Annotated in this window: 16 protein-coding genes and 1 pseudogene; 12 read left to right on the forward strand and 5 right to left on the reverse strand. The window is 71.7% G+C overall.

All coding sequences use genetic code 11. The features are described from left to right. Window positions 1-186 precede the first annotated feature (186 nt). The 5 genes from ACZ55A_RS31900 (at window position 187) to ACZ55A_RS31920 (ending at window position 8,371) form a co-directional block, all read left to right on the forward strand. The gene (locus ACZ55A_RS31900) at window positions 187-1,581 is read left to right on the forward strand and encodes a diaminobutyrate--2-oxoglutarate transaminase family protein (protein ID WP_468847471.1); all 1,395 of its coding nucleotides are present in this window, start codon (window positions 187-189) and stop codon (window positions 1,579-1,581) included. Then, window positions 1,578-3,608, forward strand: coding sequence for an IucA/IucC family protein (locus tag ACZ55A_RS31905; protein ID WP_468847473.1), 2,031 nt, complete (start codon window positions 1,578-1,580; stop codon window positions 3,606-3,608). The genes ACZ55A_RS31900 and ACZ55A_RS31905 overlap by 4 nt, the downstream gene beginning before the upstream one ends. Before the next feature lie 150 nt (window positions 3,609-3,758). Further along, window positions 3,759-4,433, forward strand: a complete 675-nt coding sequence (locus tag ACZ55A_RS31910) for a GNAT family N-acetyltransferase (RefSeq protein ID WP_468847475.1) — start codon at window positions 3,759-3,761, stop codon at window positions 4,431-4,433. 105 nt (window positions 4,434-4,538) lie between these two features. Then, window positions 4,539-6,305 carry an IucA/IucC family protein gene (locus ACZ55A_RS31915; protein ID WP_468847478.1) on the forward strand — a complete coding sequence of 589 codons (1,767 nt, stop codon included), beginning with the start codon at window positions 4,539-4,541 and terminating at the stop codon, window positions 6,303-6,305. Window positions 6,306-6,346: 41 nt separating this feature from the next. Then, the gene (locus ACZ55A_RS31920) at window positions 6,347-8,371 is read left to right on the forward strand and encodes an ATP-dependent DNA helicase (protein WP_468847480.1); all 2,025 of its coding nucleotides are present in this window, start codon (window positions 6,347-6,349) and stop codon (window positions 8,369-8,371) included. Window positions 8,372-8,458: 87 nt separating this feature from the next. On the opposite strand, the gene lexA is transcribed toward ACZ55A_RS31920, so the two are convergent. Further along, window positions 8,459-9,259, reverse strand: coding sequence for a transcriptional repressor LexA (gene lexA / locus ACZ55A_RS31925; protein ID WP_468847482.1), 801 nt, complete (start codon window positions 9,257-9,259; stop codon window positions 8,459-8,461). Between the two features lie 542 nt (window positions 9,260-9,801). On the opposite strand from lexA, the gene nrdR reads away from it, so the two are divergent. Then, on the forward strand, window positions 9,802-10,332 hold the full coding sequence (gene nrdR / locus ACZ55A_RS31930; protein WP_468847485.1) for a transcriptional regulator NrdR: 531 nt from the start codon (window positions 9,802-9,804) through the stop codon (window positions 10,330-10,332). A gap of 124 nt (window positions 10,333-10,456) precedes the next feature. Beyond that, the gene (locus ACZ55A_RS31935) at window positions 10,457-13,324 is read left to right on the forward strand and encodes a vitamin B12-dependent ribonucleotide reductase (protein ID WP_468847487.1); all 2,868 of its coding nucleotides are present in this window, start codon (window positions 10,457-10,459) and stop codon (window positions 13,322-13,324) included. An 81-nt stretch (window positions 13,325-13,405) separates the two neighbouring features. On the opposite strand, the gene ACZ55A_RS31940 is transcribed toward ACZ55A_RS31935, so the two are convergent. After that, entirely contained in the window at window positions 13,406-14,698 is a 1,293-nt protein-coding gene (locus tag ACZ55A_RS31940) for an MFS transporter (protein WP_468847489.1), read from the reverse strand. Between the two features lie 181 nt (window positions 14,699-14,879). Here ACZ55A_RS31940 and ACZ55A_RS31945 point away from each other — a divergent pair, with 181 nt between their 5' ends. Next, the gene (locus tag ACZ55A_RS31945) at window positions 14,880-15,443 is read left to right on the forward strand and encodes a CGNR zinc finger domain-containing protein (RefSeq protein WP_468847492.1); all 564 of its coding nucleotides are present in this window, start codon (window positions 14,880-14,882) and stop codon (window positions 15,441-15,443) included. Between the two features lie 89 nt (window positions 15,444-15,532). Here ACZ55A_RS31945 and ACZ55A_RS31950 read toward each other — a convergent pair whose 3' ends face one another. Next, entirely contained in the window at window positions 15,533-16,054 is a 522-nt protein-coding gene (locus ACZ55A_RS31950) for a TerD family protein (RefSeq protein WP_468847495.1), read from the reverse strand. A 236-nt stretch (window positions 16,055-16,290) separates the two neighbouring features. Then, a complete protein-coding gene (locus tag ACZ55A_RS31955) occupies window positions 16,291-16,878 on the reverse strand; it encodes a TetR/AcrR family transcriptional regulator (RefSeq protein WP_468847498.1) in 588 nt (195 codons plus the stop codon). A gap of 174 nt (window positions 16,879-17,052) precedes the next feature. On the opposite strand from ACZ55A_RS31955, the gene ACZ55A_RS31960 reads away from it, so the two are divergent. Continuing rightward, window positions 17,053-18,465, forward strand: a complete 1,413-nt coding sequence (locus tag ACZ55A_RS31960) for an amidase (RefSeq protein WP_468847501.1) — start codon at window positions 17,053-17,055, stop codon at window positions 18,463-18,465. A 69-nt stretch (window positions 18,466-18,534) separates the two neighbouring features. Then, a complete protein-coding gene (locus tag ACZ55A_RS31965; protein ID WP_468847504.1) occupies window positions 18,535-19,140 on the forward strand; it encodes a YdbC family protein in 606 nt (201 codons plus the stop codon). 24 nt (window positions 19,141-19,164) lie between these two features. Here the strand turns inward: ACZ55A_RS31965 and ACZ55A_RS31970 are convergent, their stop codons facing one another. After that, window positions 19,165-19,914 (reverse strand): TetR/AcrR family transcriptional regulator, encoded by a 750-nt coding sequence (locus tag ACZ55A_RS31970; RefSeq protein ID WP_468847507.1) that lies wholly within the window; start codon window positions 19,912-19,914, stop codon window positions 19,165-19,167. 86 nt (window positions 19,915-20,000) lie between these two features. On the opposite strand from ACZ55A_RS31970, the gene ACZ55A_RS31975 reads away from it, so the two are divergent. Together ACZ55A_RS31975 and ACZ55A_RS31980 are read left to right on the forward strand one after the other, a co-directional pair. Next, a complete protein-coding gene (locus ACZ55A_RS31975; RefSeq protein WP_468847509.1) occupies window positions 20,001-21,620 on the forward strand; it encodes an ABC-F family ATP-binding cassette domain-containing protein in 1,620 nt (539 codons plus the stop codon). 168 nt (window positions 21,621-21,788) lie between these two features. Then, window positions 21,789-22,447, forward strand: a pseudogene (locus tag ACZ55A_RS31980) (histidine phosphatase family protein). Window positions 22,448-22,451: the final 4 nt, after the last annotated feature.

Genomic DNA, 22,451 nt, shown 5'->3' on the forward strand with positions numbered 1-22,451 from the left:
CACCCCACTATGCCGGTGAGGATGGGGACGGCGGTACTCGGGTCCCCGGTTCCAGGCCGACAAGGATCTTGCAGGCAACCGTGATCCGGGATCGCCGCCGTCGTTGGTACGTACGGGGGACGACCGGGCTGCCCGCAGGGCCCGCGCGGTATCCAGCAGCTCACCAAGCAGGAGGACACAACTGCCGTGGCGTTGACCGACACCGTGCCGACGGAGGCCCCGCCGGCCCATGAAGGGATCCTGCGCCGGCAGTCCCTGCGTGAGTCCGCTGCCCGTACCTACGCCCGCTCGCTGCCTATCGTCCCGGTGCGCGCCCGCGGGCTGACCATCGAGGGCGCCGACGGCCGGCGCTACCTCGACTGCCTCTCAGGAGCCGGGAGTCTGGCGCTCGGACACAACCACCCGGTGGTGCTCGAAGCGATCCGTGCCGTCCTCGACTCCGGGGCGCCGCTGCACGTCCTGGACCTGGCCACGCCCGTCAAGGACGCCTTCACCACCGAGCTCTTCGCCACGTTGCCCGCAGAATTGGCCGAAACGGCCCGCATCCAGTTCTGCGGCCCGGCCGGCACGGACGCCGTGGAGGCCGCCTTCAAACTCGTCCGCACGGCGACCGGCCGGGACGGCCTGATGGCCTTCTCCGGCGCCTACCACGGCATGACCGCCGAAGCACTCGCCGCGTCCGGGGGAGCGCAGCGCACCAGCGTGGCGCGGCTGCCCTATCCGTACGACTACCGCTGCCCGTTCGGGACGGGCGGTGAGCGCGGCGCCGAACTCGCCGCCCGCTGGACCGAGAGCCTGCTCGACGACGACAAGAGCGGGGTCTCCCGGCCGGCCGGGATGATTCTGGAACCCGTCCAGGGGGAGGGCGGGGTGATCCCCGCGCCGGACGGCTGGCTGCGCCGGATGCGGGAGCTCACCGCGGACCGGCAGATCCCGCTGATCGTGGACGAGGTGCAGACCGGCGTCGGCCGCACCGGCACCTTCTGGGCCATCGAGCACAGCGGGATCGTGCCGGACGTGCTCGTCCTGTCGAAGGCCATCGGCGGCAGCCTGCCGCTCGCCGTCATCGTCTACCGCGCCGAACTCGACGCCTGGCAGCCCGGCGCCCACGCCGGCACCTTCCGCGGCAACCAGCTCGCCATGGCCGCCGGGGCCGCCACCCTCGCCTACGTACGCGCCAACGGCCTAGCCGAGCGCGCCGGTGAGCTGGGCGCCCGGATGCTCGCCCGGCTCCGCACCCTCGCCGCCGCCCATGACTGCATCGGTGAGGTCCGCGGCCGCGGACTGATGCTCGGCGTGGAACTCGTCGACCGGGAGGCCGATGCCGACGCGACCGGAGCCCGCCCCGCCGACCCGCGGCTCGCCGCTGCCGTTCAGCAGGCCTGCCTGGACCGGGGCCTGATCGTCGAACTGGGCGGCCGGCACTCCGCCGTCGTCCGGCTGCTACCACCCCTGACCCTCACCGACGAACAGGCCGACGCCGTCCTCGACCGCCTCGCCGACGCCATCGCCGCGGCGGTCCGCACCACCCCGGGGCCGACGGGCTCGTCCCCCACGACACTGCGAGGCACCACCCCATGAACGAACGCCCCGGACCCGACCAGGCCCAGCCCGGCGAGACCGTCTCCGACCGGCACCAGAGCGCCGCCACGATCGAGTCCGTACCGCGCCAGCAGCGGCGCGCCCCGGACGGCGGCTGTCACCAGCAGACCCACGAGGACCAGGACCAGGCCACCGCGCACGGCGCCCCCGGCCCCAACGACCGCATCCGGCACGGCGACCACGACCCGCTCGACCACCCCGATCCGGCGGTCGCCGCCGACGTCGCGGGCATCGAGCATCTGCTGCGCTGCTGGCTACGTGAGCGCGGCATCCAGCGCCCGGCCGGCGGACGGCTGCGCATCCCCCTCCACTCCGGCGCGGGCGCCCTGCACCTCCCCGTGCGCTACTGGTCACCCACCGGCTGGCACCGCCTGGGCGCCCCCACCCTCGAAGGCGCCCCGGCCGGCGCCGCCCCGCTCGATGCCGTCACCCTCGCCGCGCTGCTCCGCCGGGAGGCCGCGCACGACGGCGACCGGCGGGCCTCGGCCGGCGGCGAGCACCGGGTGGCGGACGCCGAGGGGAGCGCGGACCCGGACGGCGGGCCGCCGCAGACACCGGACGGCGACGGCGCCGAGCTCGTCGGCCGGGTCGCCAACTCCGTACGCAATGTCGCCACCTTCCTCGCCGACCGCCGCGCCCGGCCCGCCGACGAGCACGCCGCGCTCTTCCTCGAAGCCGAACAGTCCCTGCTCTTCGGCCACCCGCTGCACCCCACCCCGAAGAGCCGCGAGGGCCTTTCCGAAGCCGAAACCCGCGCCTACGCGCCCGAACTGCGCGGTGCCTTCCCGCTCCACTGGATGGCCGTGCACCGCTCCGCCGTCGTCGCCGACTCGGCCTGGACCGAGCGCGGCAGGCCCGTACCGGCCGCACAGCTCGCCGCGCGCCTGGCCGGGGACGGGCTCCAACTCCCCGACGGGACCGTGCCGTTGCCGCTGCACCCCTGGCAGGCCAGGGAACTCGCCGACCGGCCCGACATCGCCGCGCTGCGCGACGCCGGGCTGCTGTACGACCTGGGGGCGCACGGCCGCCCCTGGCACCCCACCTCCTCCGTCCGCACCGTCTACCGGCCCGGCGCGGAGGCCATGCTCAAACTCTCCCTCGGGCTGCGCATCACCAACTCCCGGCGGGAGAACCTCCGCAAGGAGCTGGTTCGTGGCGTCGAGGTGCACCGGCTGCTGCGCACCGGTCTCGCCGAGCAGTGGCAGGCCGTCCACCCCTGCTTCGACATCATCCGTGACCCGGCCTATCTCGCCGTCGACGGCCCCGACGGCGAGCCCGTCCGGGGCCTTGACGCGGTGATCCGCCACAACCCCTTCAGCACCACCGACGACGCCGTCTGCATCGCCGGGCTCACCTCCCCCCGGCCCTGGCCCGGCCGTGCGGGCGTACGTTCCCGCCTCCAAGACCTCATCGGCACTCTCGGCGCCCGCACCGGCCGTCCCCTGGGCGCGGTCGCCACCGAGTGGTTCCTGCGCTACCTCGAAGCGGTCGTCCGGCCCGTGCTGTGGCTCGACGGCACGGCCGGCGTCGCCCTGGAGGCGCATCAGCAGAACACCCTGGTGCTGCTGGATCCCGACGGCTGGCCGGTCGGCGGCCGCTACCGCGACAACCAGGGCTACTACTTCCGCGCCTCGCGCCGGGCCGAGCTGGAGCGGCGGCTGCCCGGCATCGGCACGGTCAGCGACACCTTCGTCCCCGACGACGTCACCGACGAACGCTTCGCCTACTACCTCGGCATCAACAACGTCCTCGGCCTCATCGGGGCGTTCGGCGCCCAGCGCCTGGTGCACGAGGAGGTCCTGCTCGCCGCCTTCCGGCGGTTCCTTGCCGACGCCGCGGCGGCCCCCCACGCACACCGCTCGCCGCTTCCCGGGCAGTTGCTCGCCGCCCGCACCCTGCGCTGCAAGGCCAATCTCGCGACCCGGCTGCACGGCCTGGACGAACTCGTCGGCCCGGTGGAGACCCAGTCCGTCTACGTCACCCTGGCCAACCCCCTCGCCCCGTAAGGCGCGCCCCGCTTCCGGGCCGGTCCCCAGGGAACGGCCCGGCCGCCCGCCCCAGTCCCCGACCGCAGAGTCCCGCACCCCGTCCCCGGCGCCGGTCCGCCGCGACCCACACGGCCACGCGGCTTCCGGCCCTGAGAGGAGAGCGTCGCCGTGCCAGCCACCGAACCCGGCCTCAGCGCCGGCTCCGACGACACCCTCGACCGTCGGCTCCCACCGGAAGTCGGCGCGCGGCCGGCCGGCGGACCGGCTGCCGGCCCGCTGCTGGACAACCTGGCGGGCTGGGGCGCCGCCGACACCCCCGTCGGACCGTTCGCACTCGTCCCCGTCCGGCCGGACCGCGATCTCGGCCGGATCACCGCCTGGATGAACGATCCGGCCGTCGCCGCCTTCTGGGAGCTGGCCGGTCCGCCCGCCACCACCGAGGCCCATCTGCGCGGCCAGCTCGACGGCGACGGCCGGAGTGTGCCGTGCCTGGGTGTCCTGGCCGGCGTCCCGATGAGCTACTGGGAGATCTACCGCTCCGATCTGGACCCCCTCGCGCACCACTACCCGGCCCGTCCCCAGGACACCGGGATCCACCTCCTCATCGGCCGCGACACCGACCGCGGCCGCGGTCTCGGCAGCACCCTGCTGCGCGCCGCCGCCGATCTCGTCCTCGACCGCCGCCCGCACTGCACGCGGGTCGTCGCCGAGCCCGATCTGCGCAACACGGCCTCCGTCGCGGCGTTCCTGACCGCGGGCTTCCGCTTCTTCGGCGAGGTCGAACTGCCGGAGAAGCGCGCGGCGTTGATGGTCCGCGACCGCGCCCACCGCCATCTGCTCTGACGCCGGGGCCGTCCGTCGCCGGTCCCGGTCCGGTCCGCCGTCCACCCCGCCGCTCCGGTTGTCCCCCCGCCGTGCCGGGGCGGTCCCGCTTCGAGGAGTCCCGCCTTGCCTCCTGAGCCCCAGCCTTCGCACAGCGCCTGGCAGCACGCCGCGCGCCGCCTGTTCGCCAAGACCCTGGCGGAGTTCGCGTACGAGGAAGTCCTCACGCCCCAGCCCGACGGCACCGCCCCCGACGGCACCCCGCAGTACCGCCTGCCGGTCGGCGACGCGCTCGTCTACCGCTTCCGCGCCCGCCGCGGCGCCTACGGGCACTGGCGCATCGACCCCGACTCGATCACCCCCGACGCCGACCCCCTGCACTTCCTCACCCAGGCCCACGACACCGTCCTGGGCCTGTCCGGCGACACCACCGGCCACCTCATCCGCGAACTGACCGCCACCCTCGCCGCCGACACCCGCCTCGACGCCACCGCGCTCAGCGCCGCCGACCTCGCCGACCTCGACTACGCCACGCTCGAAGGCCACCAGACCGGCCACCCCTGGCTCGTCGCGAACAAGGGCCGGCTGGGCTTCTCCGCCGCCGACGCGGCGACCTGGGCCCCCGAGGCCCGCACCGCCCGGCGTCTGCCCTGGCTCGCCGCGCACCACCGCATCGCCCACTACCGCGGTATCCCCACCCTGGCCACCCCCGACCGTCTCTACGGCGAGGAGCTGGCCCCCGCCACCCGTCATGCCTTCGCCCGCACCATCGCCGACCAGGGCCAGGACCCCGCCGACTACCTCTATCTCCCCGTGCACCCCTGGCAATGGGACGAGACCGTCGCCCCGCTCTTCGCACCACAACTCGCGGACAGATCCATCATCGCGCTGCCCACTGACAATGACCTCCGCCTGCCGCAGCAGTCGATCCGTACCTTCCTCAACCTCAGCCGGCCCGAGGCCCGTACGGTCAAACTTCCGCTGTCCATCCTCAACACCCTGGTCTGGCGCGGGCTGCCCACCGAGCGCACCCTCGCCGCGCCCGCCGTCACCCGCTGGGTCCACGGCCTGCGGGACGCCGACCCCTATCTGCGCGACGAGACCCGGGTGATCCTGCTCGGCGAGACCGCCTCGGTCACCGTCGAGCACCCCCTCTACGACCGGCTGCCGGGCGTCCCGTACCAGTTCAAGGAGCTGTTGGGCTGCATCTGGCGCGAGCCGGTCGGCCCGCACCTCGACCCGGGGGAACGCGCCCGCACGCTGGCTGCGCTGCTGAAGACCGACCCCCAGGGCCGGGCGCTGACCGCGGAGCTGGTGCACCGCTCGGGCCTGGCCCCGCACGACTGGCTGGCCCGGCTGTTCGCCGCCCTGCTGCCGCCCCTGTTGCACTTCCTCTACCGGTACGGCACGGTCTTCTCCCCGCACGGCGAGAACGCCATCGTGGTCTTCGACGGGCACGACGTCCCCACCCGCCTCGCGGTCAAGGACTTCGTCGACGACGTCAACACCAGCGCCGAGCCGCTCCCGGAGCACGAGGGCATGCCGGACGATGTCCGCACGGTGCTGCTGACCGAACCGCCCGCCTTCCTGACCCAGTTCATCCACTCCGGGCTGTTCGTCGGCGTCTTCCGCTACCTCGCGCCGCTGTGCGCCGACCAACTCGGCGTTCCCGAGGACGAGTTCTGGTCACTCGTACGGGCGGAGATCCTGCGCCACCACGAACGTTTCCCCGCCCTGAAGGAACGGTTCCACACCTTCGATCTGCTCACCCCGCGGATCGGGCGGCTCTGCCTGAACCGCAACCGTCTGCATGTGGACGGTTACCGCGACCGCCCGGAGCGCCCGCACGCCGTCGTGCACGGCACCGTCCCCAACCCCCTGCATTCGCCGTGACCGCCGCGGCTGTCAGTGGTCCCGCGTAGGCTTGCCACGCTATGACGAAGCCCTCCCTCCCCGATCTGCTCCATGCCGCCGTCACCGCCGTCGGCGGCACCGAGCGCCCCGGCCAGGTGGCGATGGCCGAGGCCGTCGCCGAGGCCGTGGACGAAAATTCCCACCTGCTCGTCCAGGCCGGCACCGGCACCGGAAAGTCCCTCGGCTATCTGGTGCCGGCGCTCGCCCACGGCGAGAGAGTGGTCGTCGCCACGGCCACCCTCGCGCTTCAGCGCCAGCTGGTGGAGCGCGACCTCCCGCGCACGGTCGACGCGCTGCATCCGCTGCTGCGCCGCCGCCCGGAGTTCGCCATGCTCAAGGGCCGCTCCAACTACCTGTGCCTGCATCGCCTCCATGAGGGCGTACCACAGGAAGAGGAGGACGGCCTCTTCGACGTGTTCGAGCAGGCGACGCCGACCAGCAAGCTCGGCAAGGACCTGCTGCGGCTGCGCGACTGGGCGGACGAGACCGAGACCGGCGACCGCGACGCCCTGAGCCCCGGGGTCTCCGACCGTGCCTGGGGGCAGGTCTCGGTCTCCTCCCGGGAGTGCCTGGGCGCCTCGAAGTGCGCGTACGGCGCGGAGTGCTTCGCGGAGGCCGCCAGGGAGCGCGCCAAGCTCGCCGACGTGGTGATCACCAACCATGCGCTGCTGGCAATCGACGCGATCGAGGGCGCACCGGTGCTCCCGCAGCACGAGGTCCTGATCGTCGACGAGGCCCATGAGCTGGTCTCCCGGGTCACCGGCGTCGCCACCGGCGAGCTCACCCCCGGCCAGGTCAACCGCGCCGTGCGGCGCGCCGCCAAGCTCGTCAACGAAAAGGCCGCCGACCAGCTCCAGACCGCAGCCGAGACCTTCGAGCGCCTGATGGAGCTGGCGCTGCCCGGCCGCCTGGAAGAGATCCCCGAAGACCTCGGCTACTGCCTGCTGGCGCTGCGGGACGCCGCCCGCACTGTCATCTCGGCGCTCGGCTCGACCCGCGACAAGTCGGTCCAGGACGAGGACGCGGTCCGCAAGCAGGCCCTCGCCTCGGTGGAGAACGTCCATGCGGTGGCCGAGCGCATCGCCAACGGCTCCGAGTACGACGTGGTCTGGTACGAACGCCATGACCGCTTCGGCGCCTCTCTCCGGGTGGCCCCGCTCTCGGTCTCCGGCCTGCTGCGCGAGAAGCTCTTCGACGACCGCTCCGTCGTCCTCACCTCCGCCACCCTCAAGCTGGGCGGCGACTTCAACGGCGTCGCGGCCTCGCTGGGCCTGGCACCGGAGGGCACCGAGGGCGATCGACGCAGCGAGCGCGAAGCGCTCTCCGGCCGGGGCGGTGGCGGGCGACGGGAGGGCCAGCCGCCGTGGAAGGGGCTGGACGTCGGCTCCCCGTTCGACTACTCGAAGCAGGGGATCCTCTACGTCGCCAAGCACCTTGCCCAGCCCGGCCGCGAGGGCAGCCGCAGCGACATGCTGGATGAGCTCGCCGAACTGATCGAGGCGGCCGGCGGTCGCACGCTCGGCCTCTTCTCCTCCATGCGCGCCGCCCAGGCCGCCGCGGAGGCGCTGCGCGGCCGGCTGGACATGCCGATCCTCCTCCAGGGCGAGGAGACCCTGGGCGAGCTGATCCGCACCTTCGCCGACGACGCCGCCACCTGTCTGTTCGGCACCCTCTCCCTCTGGCAGGGCGTCGATGTGCCGGGCCCGAACTGTCAGCTGGTGGTGATGGACCGGGTGCCGTTCCCGCGCCCGGACGATCCGCTGATGAGCGCCCGCCAGAAGGCCGTGGAGGAGGCCGGCGGCAATGGCTTCATGGCCGTCGCGGCGACCCATGCGGCGCTGCTGATGGCCCAGGGCGCAGGGCGTCTGGTCCGTGCCACCGGAGACCGCGGTGTGGTCGCCGTACTGGACCCGAGGGTCGAGCGGGCCCGCTACGGCTCGTTCCTGCGCAAGTCCATGCCGGAGTTCTGGTACACCACGGACCGCAATCAGGTCCGCCGTTCGCTGGCGTCCATCGACGCGGCGGCGAAGGCGGCGGAGAAGTAGCCCGGGTACGGGCCGGGGAGGGTCCGTACACATGGCAGGGCTCCGGGACCGGCGCAGTGGTCCCGGAGCCCGGTCGTGAGGGGTGGGTCAGACCCGCCGCAGCACCGCGACCACCTTGCCGAGGATGGTCGCCTCGTCGCCGGGGATCGGCTGGTACGCGGAGTTGTGCGGCAGCAGCCACACATGGCCGTCCTCGCGCTTGAAGCGCTTGACGGTGGCTTCGCCGTCGAGCATCGCGGCGACGATGTCGCCGTTCTCGGCGACCGGCTGACGGCGGACCGTGACCCAGTCGCCGTCGCAGATCGCGGCTTCGATCATGGAGTCGCCGACGACCTTCAGCACGAACAGTTCGCCGTCACCGACGAGCTGGCGGGGGAGTGGGAAGACATCCTCGACCGACTCCTCCGCGAGGATCGGGCCACCGGCGGCGATCCGGCCGACCAGCGGGACGTAGGACGCGGCGGGCTTGCCTGCGGTCTCCGTCGCCGCGGTCGTGGGCTGGTCGGAGCCGCGGACCTCGTACGCCCGGGGGCGGTGCGGGTCGCGGCGCAGGAAGCCCTTGCGTTCGAGCGCCATGAGCTGGTGGGCGACCGACGAGGTGCTGGACAGTCCGACCGCCTGGCCGATCTCCCGCATGGACGGCGGGTATCCACGCCGCTGCACCGAATCCCGGATCACCTCGATCACCCTGCGCTGGCGGTCGGTGAGCCCCGAGCTGTCGGCGCGGATCCCTGGTGGCCGACCGGGCAGCGAGCGGGCGGGCTTCTGCTCTTCGGAGTCCAACGTGGCGTCGTCCATCGGCTGCCGGTGTGCCTGTTGCGGATGCTCGAAGCGGCTCTGGGAGTGGCTTTGTGCGGTGATGGTCGCGCTGTCTGCGGTGGTGGTCACGTCGGCCCCTCTCGAAATGTTCTCCCTAGTTAGCCAACGGTAGTTGCTTTCGAAAGGTTGCGCCAAACACACGTTCGAGTGAAATATTCAGCGATTGGCTGACCCGATCAAGCTGCTGGGTGTATGGCGCACGAGCCCCGGAGCCTTCAACGCCGCCGGCGCCCGGGTTTGCCGGCCGGTTCGCGGGTCCGGTCATCGACGCGCCGGGGGCTGGTGACCCGGCCGCCGCGCCACGACCGATTCTGTCACCCCCGCCCCGCCGCGCCCCCTGCCGGGTGGCTTCCCGTACCCTCATGGGCGACCGCCCGGCCTGCCTCCACCGCGACACGCGGTAGGCGGATGTAAGCAGGCCGACACCACATCTAGTGGTTATATGCGTTCGGCCACCCAGAAGTTGTGGTGCCTGGTCCTCCGCGGCCCCGGGATCGCCTATGCTGGTGCCTGCTCCGAAGGGCCCGTACGGACCGGCCGGAGGCTATTCGCGGTACGCCGGGACCGATGGCGTACGTACGTCCGTATAACGAGGGTGAGGAGGGTGAGCCATGCACTGCCCCTTCTGTAGGCACCCCGACAGTCGGGTCGTCGACAGCCGGACGACCGACGACGGGACGGCGATCCGCCGGCGCCGCCAGTGCCCCGACTGCTCCCGCCGTTTCACGACGATCGAGACGGCGTCGCTGATGGTGATCAAGCGGAGCGGGGTCACCGAGCCCTTCAGCCGCAACAAGGTCATCGCGGGAGTGCGCAAGGCGTGCCAGGGCCGGCCGGTCACCGAGGACGCCCTTGCCAAGCTCGGCCAGCGGGTCGAGGAGGCGGTGCGCGCCACGGGGAGCGCCGAACTGTCCACCCATGACGTGGGGCTCGCCATACTGGGCCCGCTGCAGGAACTCGACCTCGTCGCGTATCTGCGGTTCGCGTCCGTCTACCGGGCATTCGATTCGCTCGAGGACTTCGAGGCGGCCATCGCCGAGCTGCGGGAGCAGCGCGAGCAGCGGCCGCCCGGGCCGGAGTGCGGGGCCGACGGGGAGGTCGGCGGCGCGGCCGTTCCCGTGCCCGCCACCGCCGCCGACTGAGCTCGGCGCGCATCCAGGACCTGTACCGGGGCGAGAGCAGGGCGTCCCGGTCACAGAAAGACAAACACCGTGCCACGGAATGCGTGCGCACATATGGGCGTTTGCCCGTATACAGGGAGGCGGAATGACAGAGACGACGAGCGGCCCGGCACGAGGCTCCCGCGCCAAGGGCAGCAAGGCGAGCAAGGGTCTGCGTATCGAGCGCATTCACACCACACCCGGCGTGCACCCGTACGACGAGGTGGAGTGGGCGCGCCGTGACGTCGTCATGACCAACTGGCGCGACGGCTCGGTCAACTTCGAGCAGCGTGGCGTCGAGTTCCCCGACTTCTGGTCGGTGAACGCGGTCAACATCGTCACGAGCAAGTACTTCCGCGGCGCGGTGGGTTCCCCGACCCGGGAGTCGAGCCTCAAGCAGCTCATCGACCGTGTGGTCAAGACGTACCGCAAGAGCGGCGAGGAGAACGGTTACTTCGCCTCCCCGGCGGACGCCGAGATCTTCGAGCACGAGCTCGCGTACGCCCTGCTGCACCAGATCTTCAGCTTCAACTCGCCGGTGTGGTTCAACGTCGGCACCCAGCAGCCGCAGCAGGTCAGCGCCTGCTTCATCCTCTCCGTGGACGACTCCATGGAGTCGATCCTGGACTGGTACAAGGAAGAGGGGATGATCTTCAAGGGCGGCTCCGGCGCCGGCCTGAACCTCTCCCGTATCCGCTCCTCCAAGGAGCTGCTCTCCTCCGGTGGCAACGCCTCCGGTCCGGTCTCCTTCATGCGCGGCGCCGACGCGTCCGCCGGAACGATCAAGTCGGGCGGCGCCACCCGCCGTGCGGCCAAGATGGTCGTCCTGGACGTCGACCACCCGGACGTCGAGGCCTTCATCGAGACCAAGGTGAAGGAGGAGGAGAAGATCCGCGCGCTGCGCGACGCGGGCTTCGACATGGACCTGGGCGGCGACGACATCACGTCCGTCCAGTACCAGAACGCCAACAACTCGGTCCGGGTCAACGACGAGTTCATGAAGGCCGTCGAGACCGGCTCGAAGTTCGGGCTGCGCGGCCGGATGACCGGCGAGGTCATCGAGGAGGTCGACGCCAAGGGCCTGTTCCGCAAGATGGCGGAGGCCGCCTGGGCGTGCGCCGACCCCGGCATCCAGTACGACGACACCATCAACCACTGGCACACCTCGCCGGAGACCGGCCGGATCACCGCGTCGAACCCGTGCAGCGAGTACATGCACCTGGACAACTCCTCGTGCAACCTCGCCTCGCTCAACCTGCTGAAGTTCCTGCGCGACGACGACCTGGGCAACCAGTCCTTCGACGCCGAGCGCTTCGCCAAGGTCGTCGAGCTGGTCATCACCGCGATGGACATCTCCATCTGCTTCGCCGACTTCCCCACCCAGAAGATCGGCGAGACCACCCGCGCCTACCGCCAGCTGGGCATCGGCTACGCCAACCTCGGCGCCCTGCTGATGGCCACCGGCCACGCCTACGACTCCGACGGCGGCCGCGCGCTCGCCGGTGCCATCACCTCCCTGATGACCGGCACCTCCTACAAGCGCTCCGCCGAACTGGCCGCGGTCGTCGGCCCGTACGATGGCTACGCCCGTAATGCCGACGCCCACAAGCGCGTCATGAAGCAGCACTCCGACGCCAACGGTGTCGCCAAGCGCATGGACGATCTGGACACCCCGGTCTGGGCCGCGGCCACCGAGGCCTGGCAGGACGTGCTGCGCCTCGGCGAGAAGAACGGCTTCCGCAACGCCCAGGCCTCCGTGCTGGCCCCCACCGGCACCATCGGCCTGATGATGGACTGCGACACCACGGGCGTCGAGCCGGACCTGGCGCTGGTCAAGTTCAAGAAGCTGGTCGGCGGCGGCTCCATGCAGATCGTGAACAACACGGTCCCCAAGGCGCTCAAGCGGCTCGGCTACCAGCCCGAGCAGGTCGAGGCGATCGTCGCCCACATCGCCGACCACGGCAATGTCGTCGACGCCCCCGGCCTCAAGCCGCAGCACTACGAGGTCTTCGACTGCGCCATGGGCGAGCGCTCCATCTCCCCGATGGGGCACGTCCGGATGATGGCCGCGGCGCAGCCCTTCCTCTCCGGTGCGATCTCCAAGACGGTCAACGTCCCGGAGTCGGCCACGGTCGAGGAGATCGAGGACGTCTACTTCCAGGGCTGGAAGCTCGGCCTGAAGGCGCTGGCGATCTACCGCGACAACTGCAAGGTCGGGCAGCCGCTGTCCGCCAAGAAGAAGGAGGCGGAGAAGAAGACCGAGGCCGAGCCGGCCGCAGAGAAGAAGGTCGTCGAGTACCGCCCGGTGCGCAAGCGCCTCCCCAAGGGCCGTCCCGGGATCACCACCTCCTTCACGGTCGGCGGCGCCGAGGGCTACATGACCGCCAACTCCTACCCGGACGACGGTCTCGGTGAGGTCTTCCTGAAGATGTCCAAGCAGGGTTCGACCCTCGCGGGCATGATGGACGCCTTCTCCATCGCGGTCTCGGTGGGCCTCCAGTACGGCGTCCCGCTGGAGACCTACGTCTCGAAGTTCACCAACATGCGCTTCGAGCCGGCGGGTATGACCGACGACCCGGACGTGCGGATGGCGCAGTCGATCGTCGACTACATCTTCCGCCGCTTGGCGCTGGACTTCCTGCCGTTCGAGACCCGCTCGGCGCTCGGCATCCACTCCGTCGAGGAGCGTCAGCGCCACCTGGAGACCGGCTCGTACGAGCCCTCCGAGGAGGAGCTCGATGTCGAGGGCCTGGCCCAGTCGGCGCCGCGCCAGACGGACGCCCCGGCGGTGAAGATCGTCGAGGAGACCGCCGCCCCGGCTCCCAAGGAGGCGCACACCAACGCCGAACTGGTCGAAATGCAGCTGGGCATCAACGCCGACGCCCCGCTGTGCTTCTCCTGCGGCACGAAGATGCAGCGCGCCGGCAGCTGCTACCTGTGCGAGGGCTGCGGCTCGACCAGCGGGTGCAGCTGAGCCAAGCACGCCGGCCGGGAGTGAATGACCCGGCCAGGGCGGTGGGACCGGTCAGCCGGTGCCACCGCCCTCGGTGGTTCCTCAGCGGATGATGGGGACCGGTGCGGAGCCGGTCCCCTTCGTCATGTCCGGGGGCGCTACGGCCTCCGTATGCGGGGCGCCTTCCGTGTGCTCCTCACGGGAGGCCGTCCGTGGGCGGGTGACCATGTAGAGGAGTGCGGCGCCCAGTTGGAGGGCGGCGATGGCGAGCAGCAACAGGGGCGGCGGCAGTGCGGCGGCCGAACCGACGAGGGCGGCTCCGCCGGCCGCCGCGGTGATCTTCAGTCCCGCTCCCATGGTGAAGACCTGCGCCCGGGTACCCGGTGGCGCATGCGCGGCCCGGATGCGGAAGGTCGCGGTCAGCAGCGGACCGTCGCACCCGCCCGCCAGGACGAACAGCGCCGCGCCCACCGCCGGCGAGGGAACGAGCGCGGCACCGGCCAGCGCGAGACCGGTGCCGCACAGCGAGAGCGTGGCCAGCCGTTGATCCGAGAGGGACGGCCGCCAACGGGCCACCGCCAGTGAGCCCATGAGCGCCCCGACGGCGAACGCGGTCATCAGGGCGCCGCCCGCTCCCGGGTGGCCACGGTGGGCGGCGAGCAGCACCGCGGTGGTGGTCAGACCGCCGATACCGCCGAAGGCCAGACAGGTGGCCGCGGTGATCGCCCGCAGTTCACGGGTGCGCCAGACGGCCGCCAGCCCCGCTGCCAGGTCGGCGCGCAGCGTGCCGCCACCCGAAGGCTCCGGCCCGCGCCCGTACGGCAGTCCGGCCGCCAGCGTCGCCGCGAGGGCCGCCGCTCCGCCGAGGAGCAGCATCGCCGTACCCGGCGACGCCCATGCGGCCGCCGCACCGACCACCGCGGGGCCGGCCACCGAGGCGGCGTTGTGGACCGCCGCATCCAGCGCATACGCCCGGTCCCGCCGCGCGCCCGGCGGCAGCAGTACGGCGATCAGGCTGGACAGCCCGCCGGAGACGACCGGTCCGCATGCGCCACCGGCGACGGCCACGGTGAGCGCCACCGGCTCGGGGCCTCTTCCCACGAGCAACGAGAGCGCCACGATGGCGGCAGCGAAACCGCCCAGTGCACCCAGGTAGCACAGCCGCGGGTGCCGCATACGGGTGGCGAGGGCGCCCACCAGGGGCGCGGCGCACACATGCGGTGCCATCCAGGCGGTGAGCACAAAGGCGCCCTCGGCTGCGCTCCCGGCGCGCTGGAGGGCCAGCAGTGCGACCGCGACGGCCATGCCCTCCTCCGCCAGGCGGGCGCAGAAGGCGGTGGCCAGGTAGAGGCGTAATCCTGATCGCGGTCCAGAGGCGGCGGGGCTCCGGGGCATGCGCGTCTCCAGGTGTGGCGTGGCCGAGCCGCTGTGGCGCCCTGCGCTGTGCGCCCGCCGGAGCTCAGCGCGTGGCGATGTAACGGCATTCTTAGTCAAGACGTTACCCTGGCGGGACGGAGCCCGACTACGGGTAGGCGCAGTACGGTTCAGGGCGGCGGAGCACGGGAGCGGGGCAGCCATGAAGGGCGATGCGGAGATGCGGCAGGGCTTCCGGCCCGCCGAGCGGCTGATCGACCTCACCAATGCGGTACGCGCGGACCCGGACCTCTCCAGGGACGCGCTGGCCGAGCTGCTCGGGCAGCACGGGGAGAGTCCGGCCAATCTCACCGAGCGGGCGTTCTCGGGGCGCGACGCCGAGGAGCTGCGGGCGGCCGCTGCCCGCCTGGACGCCCTCCTCACCGAGTCCGACACCGACCGCGCCGCCCACGCCCTCAATGCGCTGCTGGCCGAATGCGGTGCCCGCCCGCGCCTCTCCCGGCACGGCGGGCACCCATGGCATCTGCATATCGACCGCGGTGACGACGCGAGCTGGGCGGAGTGGTTCCTCGCCGCGAGCGCTCTGGCGCTGGCCCAGATTCTCAGCGAATACGGTCGGGTCCCCTGGGGGGAGTGTGCGTCCGCCCGATGCAACAGGCTCTATCTGGGCACCGGTCCGGGGAGCGCCCGCCGGTACTGCTCGCCCGCCTGCGCCTCACGGGAGCGGGTCGCGGCGCATCGCCGCCGTAAGAGGGCAGGCGGGTAGCGGAGGGCGACGCCGGGAGTCCGTCGAGAATGTGCCGAACGGCCCCGAGGCCGAACTCCCGACGCGGCCCTGTCTCGCGGGACGGGCGGCTAGCGGCCCATCTCCCGCGCGAACACATCCGGGTCGGCGTCAAAGCCCCGCAGTGCCGCCTGGAACCGCCAGATGCCCGCCTCGTCCCGGCTGAATTCGGCGACCGTGGCGGCGGTGGACCCCGCCACTTCGGCGAAGTCGTTCGACGTCAGCTCGGTGTACCCCTCCCGGATCCGTACGGCCGTGTTCTCCACATCGCCGAAAAGCTTGCGGCCCTCGCCCTGTTGGATGGCGACCCCGACGAGAACCCGGGTATAGGTTTCGGACAGCCGGTCCAGTTCCAGCGTCATGATCTCGTCGAAGCCGAACCCCTGGCCGGTGCGGCTGTCCCGGTTGAGGGTGATGGTCCCGTCGGGTGACCGGCTGTCGAAGTGCACCAGATAGGCGGGATCGCCGTGCGGCGCATCGGCCGTATAGGTCGCCGCGATGATGTCGAGGTCATTGTCCGGCGTGCCGATGGGGCTGGGGTCCCACTTGAGCGTCACCTCGACCTTTTCGATCCCTTTGTTGAGCGTGCTCACCGGGCTTCCTTCCTTCATCTCCCGGAATGCGGCCCGCTCCACGCGCGGGTGCGGACAACTCCCCAGGGCTTCCCGTTGGCTGACCATCGTGCCACGCCGGGCGCCTGTGGGGCGGGGTGAACTGCTGCTGGTCAGAAGGGGATTGAGGCCTCGCCGGTGGCTGAAAAGTGCCCTTGGGGGGCAGGGGGAATCAGGGGTGGTCAGGGGCGCCTGGGTGGCTGGCCTGCGGGGCCGCTTCAAGAAGCCCGCTCTTCCCAGAGGCGGTTGAGGTGTCCGTCGAGCACGTCCAGTGCCTCGGTGGGGGAGAGGTGGCCGATCAGAACATGGGTGGTCAGGCCGTCGGCAAGTGCGAGGAGGGTGCGGGCCGCTCGTTCCGGGGTGGTGGTGTGGCAGGCCTCGGTGATCAGCTGGGTGAACATCGTGTGCAGGCCGGCGTAGTTGGTGCGCAGGATTTCGGCCAGTGAGGGGCTGACCGCGGCCTGTGCGACAAAGGCCAGCCAGACCCGGGCCTCGGCGCGCTGCTCCTCCTGGAGCAGCGCGACCTCGGTCGCGGCATGCCCCAGCGCCGTACGTGCGGACTGGGCCGGCGAGGCGGTGAGCCGGGCCGACGCCCGCGCCGCGATCCGTGCACCGATATGGCGGAGCGCGAAGACCAGCATCTCCTCCTTGGTGCCGAAGCAGCGCTGCACCGCCCCCATGGACACCTCCGCGCGGGCCGCGACATCGCGGAGCGTGACGCCCTCCAGCCCGCGCTCGTCGGCGAGTTGGCACACGGCCTCGGCGATCTGCCGTCGTCGGCCCTCGTGGTCCACGTGCTTGGGCATGCGGTGCGCTCCGGTTTATTCGATGCGTGCGTATCGGTACAAGGTTACGATGCTCAATCGATGCAGGTGCATCGGAACGTTCGTGCCACGAGAAGTGCGTTCCGTGCACCCGGAGAAGGACGGCCCCTGCGTCAGGGCGGGGGCTTTCGGTTACATCGCGAAAAGGATGAGGCAATGCGCAACGCGCTCTGGAAGATGACGGGTCGGGCCCAGGCGAGGGCGGTGCGCGCCGGTGAGGTGTCGGCCGTGGAGCTGGTCGAGGCCCACCTGGAGCGGATCGCCGAGATCAACCCCGCCGTCAACGCCGTTACCCAGCTGCTCGCCGAGCGTGCGCGGGCCGATGCGGCGGAGGTCGACCGCGGGCGTGCGGCGGGTGCCGAACTGGGGCCGTTGGCCGGTGTGCCGTTCACCGTCAAGGAGACCACCGCTATCGAGGGTGTACCAACGACCTACGGCGCGAAGCGCTTTCGTGACTTCGTCGCGCGCTCCGATGCGCCCCCAGTGTCGCGGCTGCGGGCGGCCGGCGGCATCCCTATCGGGCACAGCAATATGCCGACGCTCATCCTGGCCGGTATCCATTCCCGCAGTGAGCTGTTCGGGGACACCGTCAACCCCTGGAGCGATGCGGTCACACCGGGCGGCTCCAGTGGTGGTGACGGCGCGGCGGTGGCCAGTGGGATGGCCGCACTGGGACTCGGTAACGACTCCGGAGGCTCGCTGCGCCTCCCGGCGTCCTTCTGTGGTGTCGCGGGACTGAAGCCCACCTACGGGCGGTTCGCCGCCGACCACCGCATAGGTCCGGACGATCCCTCCTTCGCGGCCCAGATCCTGGTGGTCGACGGCCCGTTGGCCCGTACGGTCGATGATCTCCGGCTCGCGTACGAGGTGCTGGCGGGGACCGATCCGCGGGACCCGAGGACGGTTCCGGCGCCGCTCAAGGGCGAGCCGCTGCCCCGCCCCCTCAAGGTGGCGCTGGTGACCGACCCCGGCGGGCACGGGGTGCACCCCGTGGTGCGCAAGGCCCTGGAGCGTGCCGCGGACGCACTGCGGGACGCCGGGTACGACGTCACCGAAGTGGGGGACGTGCCACGGCTGGACGAGACCCTGGACGCGTACCACCGGATCACGCTCACGGAGTTCGCCACCACCTGGCCGGTGGTCAAGCCGCTGCTCGGCGAGGACGGCCACCACTACATCGAGAGGGGGATGGCCAGGACCCGCCCCGTGGAGTTGGCGGAGTATCTGCGGCTGACCGGGGTGCGGATGAGCATCCAGCGGGACTGGGCGGCGTTCCTCGACGCGTATCCGCTGGTCCTGGGGCCGGTGTTCACCGATCCGCCGTTCGCGCCGGGGGAGGAGGCGCGCGATGCGGAGAGCTATCAGCGGGTGCAGAACGCCCTGCGGTTGTGCACGGCGACCAGCTTCGCCGGGCTGCCCGCCGTGGCCGTGCCCACCGGGGTGGTGGACGGGCTCCCGTACGGCGTGCAGTTGATCGGGCGCTCCTACCGGGAGGACTTGTGCCTGGAGGCGGCCGAGGCGGTGGAGCAGCGACTCGGTGTCCTCACGCCGGTCGACCCATGCCCGTAAGGAAGTTCGGGGTGGTCGGAGTGTGACGCGCAGTGATCCGGATTCGCGCCCGGGCCGTACGATGGCGCGGTGCTGGTCAAGTGGATTCGCCTCACCGTTGTGGACCGTCGAGGGTTCGAGCGGGGGCAGCGGAAATGGGCGGGGCTGCTGGGTGAGCCGGGGTTCCGGGGGCAGGGCGGCGGGTGGAGCCGGGGGCGCCCGGGCGTCGCGCACCTGGTTGCCTTCTGGGAGAGCCGGGCCTTCTACGACTCCTTCATGGCGCGCTCGCACGACCGGCTGGCGGCCTCCCAGGTCGGCACGTACAAGGACGCCCAAGTGCGGCTGTTCGAGCACGAGTTTGACGTGAAGGTCGGCTTCCGCCCGGTGTTCGGGGATGTCGATGTGCTGCGGCTGGCGCATTGCCAGGTGCGCCAGGACCGGGTGGATCACTTCATGCTGATGCAGGAGAAGGTCTGGAACCCGGCGATGGCGGGTTCACCGGGAATGCTGCGGGGGATGCTGGGGCGGGCTCCGGGGGAGGAGTTCCTGGTCCTTTCGATGTGGCAGTCGGCGGCCGAGCGGGGCAAGTACCGGCCCGAACGGGTGGAGCGGCTGGCGCTGCGGGCCCAGATAGCCGCGGATATCCAGGCGATCGCCGGAGACGTGGTGCAGCTCGAACCGTCCTGGACGGTGTGACGGCGCGGGAGCGGACTTCCGCTGTCAGGAGACCGCGGCGGTTTCCGTGCCGCTCGTGCCGCCGGCGGTGAACACCCCCGCGCGGGCGGCGGCCAGCGCTGCCGCCACGGCCTGGTCGGCCCGCGCCTCGTCGATCGGCTCCCGGGTGATGAACAGACGGAAGAAGAGCGGGGCGGAGACCGCGCGGACCAGCGCGCCCGCGTCCACGGCTCCTCCGGCCGGGGCGGAGCTGCCACTGCCCACCGGGGCGCCGGGGGACGCGTCCGGGCCTGCGGGCAGCTCCCCTCGCTGGACGGCGCGTTCGACGAGGGCCTCGCAGCGCGCGAACCGCTCGGCGTAGTACGCCCGCAGGGCTGTGGCCGCGCGCTCCGACTGGAAGGCGGCGGCGATCATCGCGGAGCCCGGGGCGGCCACCGCGGCGTCGGCGAAGGAGGTGACGACCTCGTGGGCGAGGGCGCGCAGATCGCCCTCCAGCGAGCCGGTGTCGGGCGGCAGCCAGCTGTCCTCGCCCGCCAGGTCCAGCGCGTCCGCCACCAGGCCTTCGACGTCCTTCCAGCGGCGGTAGAGCGTCGTCTTGTGCACGCCGGAGTGCTCGGCGACATATTCGACGGTCAGGCCGGGGTAGCCGTGCTCGCTCAGGCCGGCCAGCACGGCGTCGCGGACGGCGGCGCGGGTGCGGGCGGTGCGGCCGCCCGGCCGCCGGGTGCCGGGCGTGGCGGAATCGGCCTCACGCGCGCCGCCGTTGGCCTTCGCGCTCGCCTTCTCACCAGACAATTGCAACTCCTGTTGCGTTAGCAGTTGAGGTGTGTCATCCTCATCGTAATGCAACAGGGGTTGCATTTATCTCGGGGGAGGTTTGTTTGCCCACTCAGATCTCATTGCACGACATCAGCAAGTCCTACGCCGACCGCTTGCTGCTGGACGGCGTCTCACTGTCGATACGCCCCGGCGAACGCGTCGGCATCGTGGGGGAGAACGGCGCCGGTAAGTCGACACTGCTGCGCATCATGGCGGGCGTCGAGCGGCCCGACGACGGTCATGTGGTGCTGTGCGCCGACGGCGGCATCGGCTACCTCGGCCAGACCCCCGATCTCCCGCCGGAGCACACGGTCCAGGACGCGATCGACGCTGCCCTGGCGGACCTCAGGGAGATGGAGCGCCGGCTGCGGACGCTGGAGAGCGAGCTGGCGCAGGCGACGCCCGGCCGGCTCGCGGAGTACGGCGATCTGCTCACGCTCTTCGAGCTGCGCGGCGGCTATGAGGCCGACGCCCGTGTGGAGAAGGCGCTGTACGCCCTCGGCCTCGAACGGCTGGGGCGTGACCGGCGGCTCGGCAGCCTCTCCGGCGGCGAACAGGCTCGGCTGGGGCTCGCCTGTCTGATCTCCGCGGCACCCGAGGTCATGCTCCTGGACGAGCCCACCAACCACCTCGATGCGGCGGCCCTCGACTGGCTCGAGGACGCCCTGCTCGCCCACCGCGGAACGGTCCTCACCGTCTCGCACGACCGGCTCTTCCTCCAGCGGATCGCCACCGCGATCGTCGAGGTCGACGCCGACCGCCGGAGCATCGTCCGCTACGGCGAGGGGTACGCCACCTTCGTCGCCACCAAGGCCGCCGCCCGCCGCCGCTGGGAGCAGGACCACGCACGATGGTGCGAACAGATCGCGCAGCTCACCGACTTCGCGGTGGGCACGGCGCGCAGCGTGGCGCAGGGCCGGGCCATGAAGGACCGCAACAAAATGGCGTACGACCGGGACAAGGGCCGCGTCCAGGCATCCGTGGCCGGCAGGGTGCGCAACGCCCAGGAGCGGTTGCGCAGACTCCGGGAGAGCCCGGTCCCCCGGCCGCCCGAGCCGTTGCGCTTCCGGGCGGCGCCGGAGACCGGCGAGGCCGAGGGCACTCTCGTCCGGCTCGACGGAGTGCGTGTGGGAGACCGGCTCGCGGTGGACTCCCTCACCGTCGCCGCCGGTGAACGTCTGCTGATCCACGGCGCCAACGGGGCGGGCAAGAGCACACTGCTGCGGGTCCTGGCCGGCGTCACCGCACCGGAGCGCGGCACGGTACTGCGCCGGGGCAGGATCGGCTTCCTCCCTCAGGACATACCGGTCTCCCGTCCCGCTGAGCAGCTGCTGGCCGCGTTCCGCCCGGGCCTTACCGGCGACGAGGAAGAGCTGGCCGCCCTTCTGCTGTCATTCGGGCTGTTCCGCGAGCGCGACCTCCACGTGCCCGTCGGATCGCTCTCGGCCGGTCAGCGGCGCCGGCTCGCCCTGGCCCGGCTGCTGGCCCGCCCCGCCGATCTGCTGCTGCTCGACGAACCGACCAACCACCTGGCGCTCGGGCTCGTCGAAGAACTGGAAACGGCGCTGGCAGCGTGGCCCGGTGCGCTCGTCATGGTCTCCCACGACCGCCTGCTGCGCCGTCGCTTCGGCGGCCGCCCCTACGAGATACGCGACGGCCGCCCGGCTCTCGTCGCCCACTGAACAAGGCCGCAGGCCGGACCCTCACGTCCGCCCGGACCGCCGCCAGGAAGCCTTGTCCTCCTCCGGGGCGCCCCTGCGCGACTCGTCAGGGGGCGGAGCACCCAGGGGGCAAGGGCCAGGCCCCCACGCTCCGCGGCCGATCCGCCGGACAGGCCCTAGGCTGGCGGCATGGCTCGGCCCCGACGCATCGTTCTCATCCGCCATGGCGAATCGGAGGGGAACATCGACGACACCGTGTACGAGCGGGAACCCGATCATGCGCTTGCCCTCACGAAGGCCGGGCGGCGCCAGGCGGAGGAGGCGGGAGGCGCGCTGCGGGAGATGTTCGGGGACGAGCGGATCTCCGCCTATGTCTCGCCCTACCGCCGCACCCACCAGACCTTCCAGGAGCTCGGCCTGGACCCCCGCAAGGTCCGGGTCCGCGAGGAGCCCCGGCTGCGTGAGCAGGACTGGGGCAACTGGCAGGACCGCGACGACGTACGGCGGCAGAAGGCCTACCGCGACGCCTACGGCCACTTCTTCTACCGCTTCGCCCAGGGCGAGTCCGGCGCGGACGTCTACGACCGGGTCGGGGCGTTCCTGGAGAGCCTGTGGCGCAGCTTCGAGGACCCACAGCACCCGCCGAATGTCCTGATCGTCACGCACGGCCTCACCATGCGGCTGTTCTGTATGCGCTGGTTCCACTGGACGGGGCCGAATTCGAGTCGCTGTCCAACCCCGGCAACGCCGAGTGGCGCGCCCTGCTGCTGGGCCCGGACGGGCGCTACACCCTCGACCGGCCCTTCGAGCGCTGGTGTGTACCCGAGCCTTATGGCGTCACCGGTTAGAGTG

The sequence above is a fragment of the Streptomyces sp. NPDC034111 genome (assembly GCF_055575375.1).